This is a genomic window from Mycobacterium venezuelense, assembly GCF_054919535.1.
In genome coordinates, this window is sequence record NZ_JBONDW010000021.1 from 53,021 (window position 1) to 68,022 (window position 15,002).

Sequence of the window (15,002 nt, forward strand, 5' to 3'; positions counted from 1 at the left end):
GTGTCAAGAGATGTTCTGGGCCGGCCGGGCTACCGGCTCGCCGGCGAGACGCTCAGCGCTTGCGCCGGATGATGGCGCGCAGCTTTTCCAACCGGGTGGAGATCTCGCGTTCCACGCCGCGCCCGGTGGGCTTGTAGTAGTCGACGCCGACCAGATCGTCCGGTGGATACTGTTGGGACACAACACCATCGGGATGGTCGTGGGAGTACCGGTAGCCCACTGCGTTGCCGAGTTTCTGCGCACCCGAATAATGGCCGTCACGCAGATGCGGCGGAACCAGCCCGGCCTTGCCCGCCCGGATGTCGTTCATCGCCGCGCCAAGCGCAGTCGTCACCGCGTTGGATTTGGGCGCGGTCGCCAGATGCACGGTCGCGTGCGCGAGCGTCAACTGCGCTTCCGGCATTCCGATCAACTGCACGGTCTGCGCTGCGGCGACCGCCGTCTGCAGTGCGGTCGGATCGGCCATGCCGATGTCCTCACTCGCCAGGATCATGAGCCGGCGCGCCACGAACCTGGGGTCCTCCCCCGCCACCAACATCCGGGCCAGGTAGTGCAACGCCGCATCGACGTCGGAGCCGCGCACCGATTTGATGAACGCGCTGACCACGTCGTAGTGCTGGTCACCATCGCGGTCGTAGCGCACCGCAGCCCGATCGAGCGACTGCTCGATCGTCTCGACGGATATGAGTCGCGCGGACTCCGCGGCCACCTCCAGTGCGGTGAGTGCGCGCCGTGCGTCACCGGCCGACAGCTGGACCAGGAGGTCGACCGCGTCGTCGGTCACCTCTACGGCGTCGGCAAGGCCGCGCGGATCGGCGATAGCCCGACGCACCACGGTGCCGACCTCTTCAGGCGTCAGCGGCTGCAGTTGCAGGATCAACGACCGCGACAACAGGGGGGCCACGACGGAGAACGACGGATTTTCCGTCGTCGCGGCGACCAGCAGCACCACCCGGTTTTCCACGGCCGCGAGCAACGCATCCTGCTGAGTCTTGGAGAAACGGTGCACCTCATCGATGAACAACACGGTCTGGCCGCCGTGCATGGCGGCACGCCGTGCCGAGTCGATCACCGCACGGACCTCTTTGACACCGGCCGAAAGCGCTGACAGCGCCTCGAATCGACGACCCGTCGCCTGCGAGATGAGCGAAGCGAGTGTGGTCTTGCCGGTGCCGGGCGGACCGTACAGGATCACCGACGCCGCGCCGGAGCCCTCCACGAGACGGCGCAGCGGCGAGCCGGCCTGCAGCAAGTGCGACTGCCCCACGACTTCGTCGAGGCTCGCCGGACGCATCCGCACAGCGAGCGGCGACGCAGCGGGTACCGCTCCGCCTGGTCCCGTCAGGTCGGCGTCACCGGGCATATCGAACAAACTGTCGGACACGTCTCAGGCATACCACGCCTGCCGCGAGCGGAGCCGAGTGCGGCGCTAGCTCGTCGGCTGGGTCACGAAGTCGATCAGTTCCTCGACCCGGCCGATCAGTGCCGGCTCGAGATCGTTCCAGTCGCGGACCTGGCCACGAATCCGTTGCCAGGCGCGCGCGATGTCGGCCTGGTCGCGGTGCGGCCAGCCCAGCGCGCCGCAGATGCCGTGCTTCCACTCGACGTTGCGCGGAATGACCGGCCACGCCCTCATGCCGAGCCGGGCCGGCTTGACGGCCTGCCAGATGTCGACGAACGGATGACCCACGACGAGCGTGTGCTCACCGCCCTGGCCTCGGCGCACTGTCTCGGCGATGCGGGCTTCCTTCGAACCGGCGACCAGATGGTCGACCAGCACGCCCAACCGGCGTCCCGGCCCCGGTTGAAATTCGGCAACGATCCCGGCCAGGTCGTCGACGCCGCCGAGATACTCGACGACCACCCCCTCGATCCGCAGATCGGCGCCCCACACCTGCTCGACGAGTTCGGCGTCGTGGCGTCCCTCGACGTAAATCCGGCTGGCCAGCGCGACCCGGGCCTTGGCGCCCGGGACCGCCACCGAACCCGATGCCGTACGTGCGGGCGCGGTCGACCGCTTCGGGGCGGTCAGTACGACGGGCTTGCCGTCGAGCAGGAACCCCGGTCCCATCGGGAACACCCTGACCTTCCCGCGACGGTCCTCCAGCTCCACCCGCCCCTGCTCCACCCGCACGACCGCACCGACGTATCCGCTCTGGGCATCCTCGACCACCATGCCCATCTCGACCGGTTGCTCGGTGGAACAGATCCGCTTCGGGGTGTGCGGGTTTCGGGCCAGGACGTCAGAACCGTAGCGATCAGTCACCCGGCCGATCCTAGGAACGCACCCGGCGTCATCGGTGTTGCGACATACGATCGTGACCGTGCTGTTAACCCGCACGACGGCCGAAGGCATCGCCGGCGGCACGATCACCGTGGTGTTGCGCCGGTGGGATGCGCCACGCGCCAGAGCAGGCGGTACTCAGCGCACCGTCGCGGGAACGATCCGCATCGATGACGTCGCCGAGTTCCCCGGCGATTACCGCGTGAGCGCCTCGCAGGCTCGCTCGGCCGGATACCCCGATGCCGAGACCGCGCAAGCCGAACTGGACCGCAGGCCCGCGGCGCACACCTACGTGATCACGGTCTCCTACCTCGGCCCCGACGAACGACCCGACCTCGCGGCCGACGACACGCTCGGCGCCGCCGACATCGAGACGATCAGCGCACGGCTCGACCGCTGGGATGCGGCCAGCTCCGACGGACCGTGGACGCGCCAGTACCTCACGATGATCGCGGCCAACGAGGCCGTGCGCGCGCCCGATCTGGCCGCGCGGGTAGGCCTCGACGTGCCGCGGTTCAAACGACGCGTGCGCCAGTTGAAGGGACTTGGCCTGACGATAAGCCTTGATGTCGGCTACCGGGTGTCCCCACGCGGACGGGCGTATCTGCGGGCCAGCTAGCCGCCGCGAGTGTGTGGATGCATACGCTTTGCGCGGCGAGTCGCGTACGGATCCACACACTCGCCGTCTTCTCGAAACCGCTCGCGCTAGGAGGTGATCTCGTCGATGACGGTGTGGACGAACCGCATCTTCTCCAGCACCGCAGGCGGCAGCACGAACGGGTAGAGGTCATCGCGCCCCATCGACCGGTTCACCATGTTCAGCGACCACGACAACGGCAGCCACATCTCGATGATCGTGTCGAAACCGCTGGGGCCCAGCACCTTCCGTTCGAAGGTCGCGCCCGCCGGCGCGAAACCGAACGCCGCGGCGGTGTCGAGCGTGTCGCGGATGTGCAGATAGTGCGCGAACGTCTCGGCCCAGTCCTCGGCGGGGTGCATCGTCGCGTACGACGACACATAATCGTCTTCCCAGCCGTCGGGCGGTCCCTCGTTGTAGTGACGGTCCAAGGCTTCCTGATAGTCGGCGTCCGCGTCGCCGAACAGCTCGCCGAAACGCGCGGTGTACTCGGCCGACGGTGACACCAGACGATAGAAGTAGTAGTGACCGATCTCGTGGCGGAAGTGGCCCAACAGCGTGCGGTACGGCTCGTCCATCGAAACCCGTAACTGCTCGCGATGGACGTCGTCGCCCTCGGCGAGATCGAGCGTGATGACACCGTTCTGGTGGCCGGTGAACACCTTCTCGAACTCGCTGGAGAGCAGATCGAACGCCAGTCCGAACTCGGGGTCCTCGTCGCGCCCGACGATCGGCAGCTTGAGCTCGTGTAGTTCGGCGATCAATCGCCGCTTGGCCCGCTCCGCGACGGCGAACGATGCCAAGGCAACGGTGTCGGTGTCGGCCGGCCGGGTCCGGGTGAGCGAACACGAGGCACAGAGTTCGTTACCGTCGATTCTGACCAGCCAATTGCATTCCGCCACATAGAGATTGGCGCACAGCCGGTACTTGCGCTCGTCCACGGCGCCGGCGTGGTCGCTTTCGTCGGTTTCGGCGATGACCAGAAGTGCCATGTCGTCGAGCGAGAAACCCAGGTCGCTGCCACATGACAGACACAGCGAGTTCTCGAACGCCAGGCGTTGCCCACAGTTCGGGCAGTTGAAATCACGCATGCAGCAATCCCCCCTCGTACGGCGCAACGTCGACAGACACCTCGATGACGCTGCTGTCCGAGTCTGTGTAGATGATGCCCCGCAACGGCGGCACATCGGCGTAATCCCGGCCGAAACCAGCCACGATGTACCTCTCGTCGACCATCTGGTCGTTCGTGGGGTCCAGTGCCAGCCACTGGTTCTGCGGCGTCCACACCGATGCCCAGGCATGCGTCGCGTCGACGCCGATCATGCGTTCTTTCCCCGGCGGCGGATCGGTGGCCAGGTAGCCGGACACGTAACTGGCCGCCAAGCCGTTCGCGCGCAGGCACGCAATGGCCAACCGGGCGAAGTCCTGGCACACCCCTTCACGCGCCTGCAGCACCTCGGCGACCTGAGTGGACACCGTCGTCGATCCGGATCGATAAGTGAAATCGGTGTAGATCCGCGACGTCAGCTCCCGAAGTACCTCGATGAGAGGCCGGCCGGCCGCGAAACTCGGTGCGGCGTAATCGCGCACGGCCTCGGTGATCTCCGGAGGTTGCAGGTCCATGGTGAATTCGGCGGCCAGCGCGCCGTCGGCACCTACCGGCCGGGCGAGCTCCCACGGCGCCTTCGCGGACGCACCCGTGTAGTGGTCCGGCGCGAGCGGGTCCACCTCGACCACGGAATGGCTCGTGATGCTGAGCGTGCGGTGGCGCTCGGTGACGTGGAAGTACGAGCTCAGATTGCCGTAGGCGTCACGGCTGGTGGAACTGTCCGCCGCGTCCGGGTCGATCAGCAATTCGTGAAACAGGCAACGTTGCCAGGGCAGATCTCGCGGTGTGAGAAAGCCACGCCCGTAGGAACTGGTGACATCGTCGGAGTATCGGTAGACCGTGCGATGGGTGATCTCGTAGCACCGGGTGGCGCTCCCGGTGTTCGCCGCGGTCATGGGACCATTCTGCGCTCATCGGGCCCCCACAGCGGTTGCATACCGCCCGGCAGCGACAGGTGGGCCGTGGTGATGAGCCCGGACAGGTCACGCAGGGCGGCGTGCATACCGTCGAGGAGGTCGGCGAGTTCGCCCCGAACGCCCCCGGAATCAACCTCTTCCAGATCGGCCGGGTCGAGCCGGCGCAAGCGGGTGGCGATCTCGTCCACCAGCCGCTCCGGACGCGACGACCCTGACGAGCCGGGCAAGGCTTTGAGCTTGGCGCGCAGCCGTTCCAGCTGATAGATCAGCGATCGGGGATTCTCGGCGTCGAACAACACCAGTTCTGCGATCGCGGCGACACTGATCCGCCCGGGATTGCGCCGCCGGTAGATCACCGCCGACTCGCACGCGACGAGCGTCGATTCCGTGACGGCACGCTCGGCAGCCGTGCTCCGCACCGTTGTGAGCGTGGCGCGCAGCAGGGCGGTCAACGCCAGCCCGCGCTCGATCCGCTTGCCGATGTCCATCATCGTCCAGCCGATGTCCTGCACCATCGACTCCGCCGCGACCCCGGACAGCGCGAGCATGCCCGCCAACGTCTGGCTGTGCGCGCTCGCGAGGTAGGCCTCACCGGCGGTCTGGGACTCGGGTGGCGAATCCGACCCACGCAAGACTGCTCGCTCCACCGCGGCCAGGACCATCCAGGTGTCGTTGGACATCTGGTCGCGAACCGCGCGGGCAGCCAATCCGAGCCGTTCGATTGATTGCGCCAGTGAACCCGGCCGCTGCCGGTCGGCGGTGACCGACCACAGCGTGGTCGGTGCGATCGCGATCATCTCGTGGTGGTCGCCGTCGGCACCGGTGTCCGTGCCCGTGATCGCGCCGATCGCCGCGAGCAGCACTGGAACACACTGGCTTTCGTCGAACTCCTGCCGGTACCGGTATTCGTGGTAGCGCTCACGGGTTACGGTCAGGAGCCGCGCCATGTTCTCGGCCCGCTCGGAGTAGCGTCCCATCCAGAACAGGTCCGCCAGCACGCGTGGCGAACTGACCGCACGGGTGGGACTCGGACTCATGGCAGGCGCGGCGAGTTCGACCGGCGCGGGGATGCGTTCGGCTGTCACCCGGGTCGGCGTCCGCACCCAGACGTCTTTCGCGGCAACGGTGTTCATCCGGTAGGCGGCGTTGCCCGGCGCCATCAGGTAGCCCAGCCCACCGATCATCGGCGCATATCCGCCACGCTGCGCAACGGTGAACAGCCGAATGCCGACGCTGCCTGCCGACAGGCCCCCTGACCGATGGTCGGTGGGTGCGGTCGAGAACTGTGGCAGCTCCTGCCCGATCCACTGCCACGGTGTGCTCTCGATCCGCGCCGTGAGAGCTTCGCGTTGGGCGGCCGAAAGCTCCGGCCCGACGATCGGTGCGCCACCGCTGACCGAGCGAATCAGCAGCGTCGGCAGCTTGGTCAGCAGATGTGAACGCTCGAGGTCGATGCCGCCCCAGTACATCGGCGCGGTCTGGAGTTGCAGCGTCTCGTCGAGCAGCAACTCCGCCAGTTTGGGCAGAAAGCGTTGCAGCCCAGGGCTTTCGAGGATTCCGCTGCCCAAGGTGTTGACGACTGTCACCGCACCGCGCCGCAACACCTCGACGAGTCCGGCGACGCCGAGGCGGGAATCCGGGCGCAGATCCAGCGGGTCGACGTAGTCGGCGTCGACGCGCCGCAGCACCACATCGACCCGCTTGAGGGTGCCCAGCGAGCGCATCCACAGTTTGCCGTCGCGGACGACCAGGTCGGCGCTCTCCACCAGCGGAAAACCCAGCAGCCCGGCCAGGTAGGCCTGGTCGAAGGCGGTCTCGGAGTGGATGCCGGGGCTGAGCACCACGACGACCGGTTCCTCAGCGGCTTCTGGCGCGGAGTCGATGAGCGCCAGCCGCAGCGCCTGCGCCCACGGCGAGGCCGGCCGGGGGCTGATGCGCTCGTAGAGGTCGGGCACGGCGTGTGCGATGACGCGACGATCGGCCAAGGCGTATCCGGCGCCCGATGGCGCCTGCGTCCAGTCCGCGTTCACCGAGAACGAGCCATCGGTGCCGCGGCTGACGTCGCAGCCGTGCAGGAACAGCTGGTGCCGTCCGGGCACCACGATTCCGCGGGCGGCCCGAACGTAGCCGGGGTGTGCGAACAACAGCTGCGCGGGCAGGACGCCGCTGGTGATCGAGCGGCGCGGCCCGTACAGGTCGGTGAGGACCGCGTCGAGCACCCGGGAGCGCTGCAGCAGGCCGGCCTCCAGCACATCCCAGTCCTGCGTCGAGATCACGAGCGGAAGCGCGTCCAAGTGCCACGGACCCGGCATCGCTGTGCCGTCCCCGTCGGTGACCACCTCCCCGTGACGGTCGACCTGGATGTAGTCGATGCCGTCGTTGTCGACCAGGCCGCGCACCTCGGCGCGCAGGCGATCCAGCCCGTGGCGGCCTCGCTCGGCGACGCACTCGGCGAGTTCGCGCCAGGCCGGCCGGACGTTGCCCGCGACGTCGACGAACTCGTCATAGCCCGAACCGGCACCAGAGCCGCGAACGTCGAAGAGCGCCTGCTGCGCTCGCGTCCGGCGGTAGGCCGCCAGGACGCCGTCGGCGTCGTCGCCCACGCCGGTGACACCGGTTGCCCGGACGGGATCCGGTGAGCTTGCACGAAGAACCATCAGTGGAGCACGGTACGCACCCGGCGCAGATCCAAGATGCCCGGTGCACCGACATCGGTCGATTGGCGCGCCTGCTTCTCCCTGATGTCGGACATGTCGACCCGGCCGGGGGTGAATCCGGTTGCCTCGAATCGCCTGCTTCGGCGCGACTCGGCCTCGACGGAGTTGACCGGCGGGGTGTCGTAGGACCTGCCGCCAGGGTGTGCGACGTGATAAGTGCAGCCGCCTCGCGACGTCGCTGCGGTGGTGTCGACGAGTTCGAAGCGCAGCGGTCCGTCGACGGTGATGGTCGGGTGCAACGCTGACGGCGGCTGCCAGGCCCGGAACCGCACCCCGCCGACCTGGACGTCGGGGTTGTCGGTGGCCAGCAGTGGGATGGGATGGCCGTTGGCGGTTACGACGTAGCGGTGCCGGTCGGCCCCGATCAGCCGGACCTGGACGCGTTCGACCGATGAGTCGACGTAGCGGGCGGTGCCGCCCGCGGTCGATTCCTCGCCGAGGACGTTCCACGGTTCGATGGCGCCGCGCAGTTCGATCTCCACACCGTCGAACACAGCGGTGCCGATACGCGGGAACCGAAATTCGGTGAACGGGTCGAGCCAGCTGGTGTCGAATTCGATGCCGTGCGCCCGCAGATCTGCGGCCACATCGGCGATGTCGTGAATCAGGAAGTGCGGCAACAGGTAACGCCCGTGCAGATTGGCGCCGTGCCGGATCAGCGGGGCCCGCAGCGGCTCGTCCCAGAACCGCGCCACCAGTGCGCGCACCAGCAGCGACTGCACCATCGCCATCTGGAAGTGGGGCGGCATCTCGAAGCCTCGCAGCTCCAACAGACCGAGCCGTCCGCGCGCGCTGTCGGGGCTGTAGAGCTTGTCGATGCAGAACTCGGCGCGGTGGGTGTTGCCGGTGATGTCGGTGAGTAGGTGGCGGAGGGCCCGGTCGACGACCCACGGAGCGACGCTTGCGGAGCGACCATGATTCGGAGCGACGCTTGCGGAGCGACCATGATTCGGAGCGACGCCACTGCCGCCGGTGAGCCGCGCGATTTCGGCGAACGCGATCTCGAGCTCGTAGAGGGCCTCTGAGCGCCCCTCGTCGACCCGCGGGGCCTGTGACGTGGTGCCGATGAACCGGCCGGCGAACAGATAGGACAGTGCCGGATGGCGCTGCCAGTACGTCAGTAGCGACACCAACAGGTCGGGCCTGCGCAGCAGTGGTGAATCGGCCGGGGTGATGCCGCCGAGCGTGATGTGATTGCCGCCGCCGGTGCCGCCGTGCGTGCCGTCGACATCGAACGATTCGGTGGACAGCCGCGCCAGCCGGGCCTCTTCGTACAGCGTCTCCAGCTGTGCCTGCTGTTCGGCGAAGCTGGCGGTCGGTGCGACGTTGACCTCGATGACGCCCGGATCCGGCGTGATCGTCGTGGACGTGACACGTGGGTCGGGGGGCGGGCCGTAGCCCTCGATGACGACGGGCGTGCCGGTCTCGGCGGCCGCGCCCTCGATCCGCGTGACGAGGTCGACGAAGTCGTCCAGCTCCTCGGTCGGCGGCAGGAACAGGTACAGCAGGCCGCCTCGGATCTCGGCGACGAGGGCCGTCGTCGGCGCGTTGTCGGCGTCCTCGACCACCGCCGCCGCCGGATCGGCCCGCGGCGCTCCGTGCGGCACGAGTGGGTCGGCGTCGTAGGTCGGCCGCGGTGGCTGCCAGCTGATGGAGTTCAGCGGCAGGCGTAGCCCGGCGGGCGAATCGCCCTCAAGCAGGACGATGCGACCACGCCGCAGCTGCCAGTCCGCGCTCGCCCAGCCCGTGCCGTCGTCGCGCCGGTGCAGCGGGAGCACATAGGCGGCCGGCTCGTCGACCGACGCCTCGAGCCGGGCCAGGAGTTGGGCACGCGTAACCGGGGTGTCTTCGGCCAGATCGTCCTTATCACCTACGGGATCACCCGCGGGCTGGCGGACGGCACCGGCCAGCCGGCTCAGCGCGTCCTCGAAGGCGGGTCGCACCTGTGTGTCGGGCAGCCCGAAGTCGGCGGCCAACGCGGACAGGATCTTGAGCCCGGCATCTGCTGCCGCGGTAGGTGTCTCGCCGCTCCACGGGTCGGCGAGCAGCGTGTCGTCGGTCCACAGCGGGCGGCCGTCGGTGCGCCAGAACAAGCTGATCTGCCACCGCGGCAGCGGTTCTCCCGGATACCACTTACCCTGGCTACGCTGAACCAATCCGCCTGGCGCCCAAACCTTTTTGAGTCGTGCGGCCAGGACCGACGCCCGTTCACGTTTGTGCGGGCCGTCGGCTTCGGTGGTCCACTCGGGGTCGACCTGATTGTCGATCGACACGAATGTCGGCTCGCCCCCGACGGTGAGCCGGACGTCGCCGTCGGCCAGGCGCTGATCGACTTCGGCGCCGAGCTTCGTGATCGACGCCCACGCCGACTCGGTGTAGGGCAAGGTCACCCGCGGGTCCTCGTGTACACGGGTGACCAGGTTGGCGAAATCCATCGTGGATTCGCACGGCCCGGTCGCGCCCGTGATCGGCGCGGCCGAATCCGGATGCGGCGTCGCCGACAACGGGATGTGACCCTCACCCGCGAACAAGCCAGAAGTCGGGTCGAGGCCGATCCAGCCGGCACCGGGCACGTACACCTCGGTCCAGGCGTGCAGGTCGGTGAAGTCGGCAGCCGGCCCTGACGGGCCGTCGAGAGCCATCACATCCGACGTGAGCTGCACCAGGTAGCCGGACACGAAACGCGCCGCGAGGCCCAGTTGCCGCAGGACCGACACCAGCAGCCACGCCGAGTCCCGGCAGGAGCCGATGCCGGTACGCAGCGTGAAATCCGGTGTCTGGACGCCAGGTTCCATCCGCACGCTGTAGCCGACATCGGCGTTGACGGCCCGGTTCAGCGCGACCAGGAAGTCGATCGTGCGGGTATCCGGCGGCATCGTGAAATTGCTCACCCAGGACTTGGTCAGCTCGCCTGGCCCGGAGCCCTCGCCCTCCTCGTCCACCGGGCGCAGGTACGGCTTGAGGTCTTCGAGCAGCGCCGCCGGGTATTCGAAGGGAAACGTCTCGGCATATTCCTCGATGAAGAAGTCGAACGGGTTGACGACCTTGAGGTCGGCGATCAGTCCGACCGTGATGGTCAGGTTTCGCGCCCGATTCGGAAAAACCAAGCGCGCCACGAAATTACCGAAGGCGTCCTGCTGCCAGTTGATGAAATGGTCGGACGGTTCAACCGTCAACGAGTACGCCTCGATCGGGGTACGCGAGTGCGGCGCGGGACGCAGCCGGACGACGTGCGGGTGCACCTCGACCAGCCGATCGAACGTGTAGCTGGTGCGGTGCTCCAGCGCCACTTTGATACCCATCCGCAAATCCCACCACAAGGTGACCTCCCCCGCAGTGCGCGGAAATTTCGGCCGGGGCGAATTGAGCCGGCGCGGCGGCAGCGCCGTGCCGATCCGGCTCAACCCGGGACGCGCTGGTTCAATTCACGAAGGAGACGACTGACCGAAGGGATGTGGCAACCCGCCATGTGGAGCACGGTGCTGGTGATGGCCGCGGTGGCCGGAACCGACCCACTGCGGATCGGGGTGGTTGCCTTCATGCTGTCGCGACGACATCCCGCGCGGCTGCTGCTGCCGTTCTTCGTGGTCGGGTTCACCGTGAACGTCGTGGTGGGCGCGGTTGTGGTGTTCGTCCTGCGCGAGACCGCTGCCGGCGGGGGCACCATTCCGCCCGCGGTTGAGATCGGCATCGGCGTGGCAGCGCTCGTGATTGCCGCATTGTCCGCGACTGGCGTGCTGGAGCGCCTGGTCAACCGGATTCGGGGTCGGCGCGCAGCCGTGCCGGCCGCCGTCGGCGATCCGGGCCCCGGTTCGGTGGCGCCGCCGACGCTCGATTCCCTGCCGGTCGTCTCAAAGCTGCCCGAGAGCATCAAGGCGGCACTGCGCGGCGAGGCGGCATGGGCCGCCGGGTTGCTTGGCCTCAGCAACGGCTTCCCCACGCCGTATTACGTGGCCGCGATGGCGGCGGTACTGACATCGAGCGCCAGTGTCGGCCAGCAGCTCGCCGCGTTGGTGGTGTTCAACCTAGTGGGGTTCGGCGCAGCGATCGTTCCGCTCATCAGTTTCTGGCTCGCGCCCGAGCCGACCCGCTCGGCAGTCGAGCGCATCTACGCCGGGATGAGAACCCATCACCGGCTCGTGGTCGCTGTGATCGCCGGACTCGTCGGAGTGTTTTTCGTCGGCCTCGGTATCAGCCATCTCTAGCCTGCGCTCTTGGCGATTCGCGACCGGCGGTACACCGCGAGCACCAGTAGACCCGCGAGCGTGATGCCGACGAGGTTCACCAGGAGCTGCAGCACCGACTGACCGGCGACATCCCACTCCCCGACCGTCGCGGCCACCACCGCGAAACCGGCGGCGGGCACGGTGGTGACGGAGATGAAGACGCCAACCAGCGCTGCCGATTTCGCCGAGACGAGCGACAGCATTCCGGCCGCGCCGGCCAGCAGCGCGACCACGAACGAGAACGGGCCGACCTGGAAGATGAAGTCGACGCCCTCAAGTTCTCGGGTGCTTGTCAGCGTGACCCAGCCGAACGCCTCGAACGCGAGCGTCGCGCCCGCCGTCACGACCATCGCCACCGGGAATCCGATCAACAAAGCCGCCAGGGCACGGCGTGCCAGCGACATCCGGCGCTGCACGAGCGCAACCGCCAGCGCGGCAAGCGGGCCGAACTCCGGGCCGACCACCATCGCACCGACAACGGTGACGGGCGAATCGGTGAGCACGCCCACCGCCGCGAGCATGCACGCGATGCACAGGAACATCACGTATGTGACGTTGAGATGCGATTCCTCACGGGTTCGCGACACCAGTTCGTCCCACACAACCGCGTCGGCCGCATCCCCCTCGGCCTCGTCTTCGGCGTGATAGGCCGCGCTCGACAGCACGGTGTCGAGTGATTCCATCGTGATCGCGCCCTCGTGGTGGATGTCGAGCGACTTCAGCCGCTGCACCACGTCGTTGGCGGCTTCCCTGGCGATGTCGGCCGTGATTTCGTCGCCGGCGGGCTCGACCGCCGCGCCGGGATGAATCACGATGTGGGTCACGCCCGGCTCGCGCTCGAGCACGTTGAGTATCGGATTGCGGAGTTCGACGGGCGCGATCACACGGAGGTGCAGCACGCGCCGAGAGTAACGTTCAGACCGTGGCCGATTGGGGTGACGTGGCGCGCATTGCGGCAGATCTTCCCGAGACGAGCGAGCCGACGCCCCGAACCTGGCGGGTGCGCAAGAAGCTCGTGGCGTGGGAGCGTCCGTTGCGCAAGGCCGACTACGACGCGCTGGGCGCCGACGCGCCCGATGGTGACATTCTCGGCGCCCGGGTTGCCGACGAGGGCGTGAAGTTCGCGCTCATCGCCGACAATCCCGAGGTGTACTTCACCACGCCGCACTTCGACGGCTACCCAGCCGTGCTCGTCCGCCTCGCCGCGATCGACGCCGGCGAGCTGACCGAGTTGATCACCGAGGCCTGGCTGGCGCAGGCGCCCAAAACGTTGGTGAAGGCGTATCTGGCCGACGCCGCGGACTCAAGCTGAATCACGCCGGTCCACCCGGACGACAAGTTCGTCAGGTGGCACGAGATGTCCTTCTTCACAACGTATTTCGACTGTCACACGCGCGCCGCACCCGGCATGGGCCAACCGTAACGGGGAATCGTTGGTCACGTGGTCGCGCCCCCACTCGAACAGCGCCCACACCACGGGCATGAAATCGACGCCGGCCTGGGTCAGCACGTATTCGTCGCGGCTGCGCTGGCCGGGCTCCTGATAGGGCCGACGCTCGAGCAGCCCGGCCTCGACGAGGTCGGACAACCGCGCCGATGCCGCGGCCTTCGTCACGCCGACCCGGCGCCAGAAATCCTCGAACCGCGTCGTGCCGTAATAGGCCTCGCGCATGATCAGCATCGCCGACTTGGTGCCCACGAGTGACATCGTCTTCTCGATCGGGCAACGTCCCACTGCCGACCACGCGTCGCGATCGGCGAGGACGCCCTGCAGCATTCCCACGGAATCAACCTCATCCCTGAGTTGTTCTAACTATACCCAGGTGGTATATCTGGGTTCACATCAGAATACTCAGCGGTGAGCTTCAGGAGGCAGAGATGTCGGGATATGCAGGTCGGGATGCAGTCATCGTGGGTGCGGTCCGCACACCCATCGGTAAGGGCAAGGCCAACGGCGCACTGCACGGCGTGCTGCCCGCCGACCTCCTCGCGCACAGCCTGCGGGAGTTGATCGCGCGCACCGGCGTCGATCCCGCCCAGGTCGACGACGTCATCGCCGGCGCCGTCACCCAGGTCGGCGACCAGGCCGTCAACATCGCCCGCAACGCGCTCCTCGGCGGCGGATTCCCCGAGACCGTGCCGGGCACGACGGTCGACCGCCAGTGCGGCAGCAGCCAGCAGGCCATCAGCTTCGCCGCGCAGGGTGTGCTGGCCGGCGCGTACGACATCGTGATCGCAGCAGGCGTGGAATCGATGTCGCGCGTGCCGATGGGCACGTCGGTGCTGCCGGGAAGCGATCCGTTCGGCCTCGACATGGCCGCCCGCTACCCGGACGGCCTTGTCCCCCAGGGCATCAGCGCTGAGCTGATCGCCGCAAGGTGGAAACTGTCCCGCACCCAGCTCGACGAATTCTCCGCGGCCAGCCACGAGAAGGCGGCCCGCGCCACCAAGGACGGGCTGTTCGAGGCCGAACTCGCGCCGATCGCCGGGTTGAGCACCGATGAGATCATCCGGCCGGGAACCTCGGTCGAGACGCTGGCCGGGTTGAAGCCGGCGTTTTACAACGACGCATACGCCGCGCGCTTCCCGCAGATCAATTGGGAGATCACCCCGGGAAACTCGTCACCGTTGTCGGACGGCAGTGCCGCGGTGATGATCACCAGTGGCGAGACCGCCAAGCGCCTCGGATTGCGTCCACTCGCGCGGATACACACCACGACGGTCGTGGGCTCCGACCCGCTCTACATGCTGACCGGCGTCATCCCGGCCACCGAAAAGGTCCTCGCCCGTTCCGGTTTGACGTTGGCCGACATCGACCTGTTCGAGGTCAACGAGGCGTTCGCACCGGTGGTTCTGGCGTGGGCGGCCGATACCGGAGCAGATCTCGCCAAGACCAACGTCAACGGCGGGGCGATCGCGATCGGGCACCCGTTGGGAGCCAGCGGCGCTCGCATCATGACCACTTTGGTCAACGCGCTTGAGCAGCGTGGCGGTCGCTACGGCCTGCAGACGATGTGTGAGGGCGGCGGCATGGCCAACGCCACCATCATCGAGCGGCTGTAACCACCCTCGAAAGTTGGCTTGTGTGCGACATTCCCGCCAAATCTCGCACA

12 protein-coding genes are annotated in these 15,002 nt (G+C 67.7%); 4 read left to right on the plus strand and 8 right to left on the minus strand.

Annotation, left to right across the window (positions count from 1 at the left end; all coding sequences use genetic code 11):
- Positions 1 to 52 precede the first annotated feature (52 nt).
- Complete coding sequence (locus ACRCUN_RS27825; protein WP_462144922.1) at positions 53 to 1,363, minus strand: replication-associated recombination protein A; 1,311 nt, start codon at positions 1,361 to 1,363, stop codon at positions 53 to 55.
- A 66-nt stretch (positions 1,364 to 1,429) separates the two neighbouring features.
- Entirely contained in the window at positions 1,430 to 2,266 is an 837-nt protein-coding gene (locus ACRCUN_RS27830; RefSeq protein WP_462144850.1) for a DUF3097 domain-containing protein, read from the minus strand.
- Positions 2,267 to 2,324: 58 nt separating this feature from the next.
- Here ACRCUN_RS27830 and ACRCUN_RS27835 point away from each other — a divergent pair, with 58 nt between their 5' ends.
- Positions 2,325 to 2,903, plus strand: coding sequence for a hypothetical protein (locus tag ACRCUN_RS27835; protein ID WP_462144851.1), 579 nt, complete (start codon positions 2,325 to 2,327; stop codon positions 2,901 to 2,903).
- Positions 2,904 to 2,989: 86 nt separating this feature from the next.
- Here the strand turns inward: ACRCUN_RS27835 and ACRCUN_RS27840 are convergent, their stop codons facing one another.
- The 4 genes from ACRCUN_RS27840 to ACRCUN_RS27855 are packed head-to-tail and all read right to left on the minus strand — an operon-like array spanning position 2,990 to position 10,965.
- Complete coding sequence (locus tag ACRCUN_RS27840; RefSeq protein ID WP_462144852.1) at positions 2,990 to 4,012, minus strand: zinc-binding metallopeptidase family protein; 1,023 nt, start codon at positions 4,010 to 4,012, stop codon at positions 2,990 to 2,992.
- Positions 4,005 to 4,925, minus strand: a complete 921-nt coding sequence (locus ACRCUN_RS27845) for a transglutaminase family protein (RefSeq protein WP_462144853.1) — start codon at positions 4,923 to 4,925, stop codon at positions 4,005 to 4,007. The genes ACRCUN_RS27840 and ACRCUN_RS27845 overlap by 8 nt, the downstream gene beginning before the upstream one ends.
- Positions 4,922 to 7,603, minus strand: a complete 2,682-nt coding sequence (locus tag ACRCUN_RS27850) for a circularly permuted type 2 ATP-grasp protein (protein WP_462144854.1) — start codon at positions 7,601 to 7,603, stop codon at positions 4,922 to 4,924. The genes ACRCUN_RS27845 and ACRCUN_RS27850 overlap by 4 nt, the downstream gene beginning before the upstream one ends.
- Entirely contained in the window at positions 7,603 to 10,965 is a 3,363-nt protein-coding gene (locus tag ACRCUN_RS27855; protein WP_462144855.1) for a transglutaminase family protein, read from the minus strand. The genes ACRCUN_RS27850 and ACRCUN_RS27855 overlap by 1 nt, the downstream gene beginning before the upstream one ends.
- Positions 10,966 to 11,130: 165 nt before the next feature.
- Here ACRCUN_RS27855 and ACRCUN_RS27860 point away from each other — a divergent pair, with 165 nt between their 5' ends.
- Complete coding sequence (locus tag ACRCUN_RS27860; RefSeq protein ID WP_462144856.1) at positions 11,131 to 11,868, plus strand: GAP family protein; 738 nt, start codon at positions 11,131 to 11,133, stop codon at positions 11,866 to 11,868.
- Here ACRCUN_RS27860 and ACRCUN_RS27865 read toward each other — a convergent pair.
- Complete coding sequence (locus tag ACRCUN_RS27865) at positions 11,865 to 12,788, minus strand: DUF389 domain-containing protein (protein WP_462144857.1); 924 nt, start codon at positions 12,786 to 12,788, stop codon at positions 11,865 to 11,867. The genes ACRCUN_RS27860 and ACRCUN_RS27865 overlap by 4 nt on opposite strands.
- Before the next feature lie 23 nt (positions 12,789 to 12,811).
- Between ACRCUN_RS27865 and ACRCUN_RS27870 the strand changes: the two genes are divergently transcribed.
- Entirely contained in the window at positions 12,812 to 13,201 is a 390-nt protein-coding gene (locus tag ACRCUN_RS27870) for an MmcQ/YjbR family DNA-binding protein (RefSeq protein WP_462144858.1), read from the plus strand.
- On the opposite strand, the gene ACRCUN_RS27875 is transcribed toward ACRCUN_RS27870, so the two are convergent.
- Positions 13,193 to 13,672 (minus strand): winged helix-turn-helix transcriptional regulator, encoded by a 480-nt coding sequence (locus tag ACRCUN_RS27875; RefSeq protein WP_462144859.1) that lies wholly within the window; start codon positions 13,670 to 13,672, stop codon positions 13,193 to 13,195. The genes ACRCUN_RS27870 and ACRCUN_RS27875 overlap by 9 nt on opposite strands.
- A gap of 95 nt (positions 13,673 to 13,767) precedes the next feature.
- On the opposite strand from ACRCUN_RS27875, the gene ACRCUN_RS27880 reads away from it, so the two are divergent.
- The gene (locus tag ACRCUN_RS27880; RefSeq protein ID WP_462144860.1) at positions 13,768 to 14,952 is read left to right on the plus strand and encodes a thiolase family protein; all 1,185 of its coding nucleotides are present in this window, start codon (positions 13,768 to 13,770) and stop codon (positions 14,950 to 14,952) included.
- The last annotated feature ends 50 nt before the right edge of the window (positions 14,953 to 15,002 follow it).

Bases quoted from the DNA above. Each gene is read 5' to 3' on its own strand.
- ACRCUN_RS27855 (WP_462144855.1), bottom strand. From the start codon at position 10,965: ATGGGTATCAAAGTGGCGCTGGAGCACCGCACCAGCTACACGTTCGAT.
- ACRCUN_RS27840 (WP_462144852.1), bottom strand. From the start codon at position 4,012: ATGCGTGATTTCAACTGCCCGAACTGTGGGCAACGCCTGGCGTTCGAG.
- ACRCUN_RS27880 (WP_462144860.1), top strand. From the start codon at position 13,768: ATGTCGGGATATGCAGGTCGGGATGCAGTCATCGTGGGTGCGGTCCGC.
- ACRCUN_RS27850 (WP_462144854.1), bottom strand. From the start codon at position 7,603: ATGGTTCTTCGTGCAAGCTCACCGGATCCCGTCCGGGCAACCGGTGTC.
- ACRCUN_RS27860 (WP_462144856.1), top strand. From the start codon at position 11,131: ATGTGGAGCACGGTGCTGGTGATGGCCGCGGTGGCCGGAACCGACCCA.
- ACRCUN_RS27825 (WP_462144922.1), bottom strand. From the start codon at position 1,363: ATGCCCGGTGACGCCGACCTGACGGGACCAGGCGGAGCGGTACCCGCT.
- ACRCUN_RS27845 (WP_462144853.1), bottom strand. From the start codon at position 4,925: ATGACCGCGGCGAACACCGGGAGCGCCACCCGGTGCTACGAGATCACC.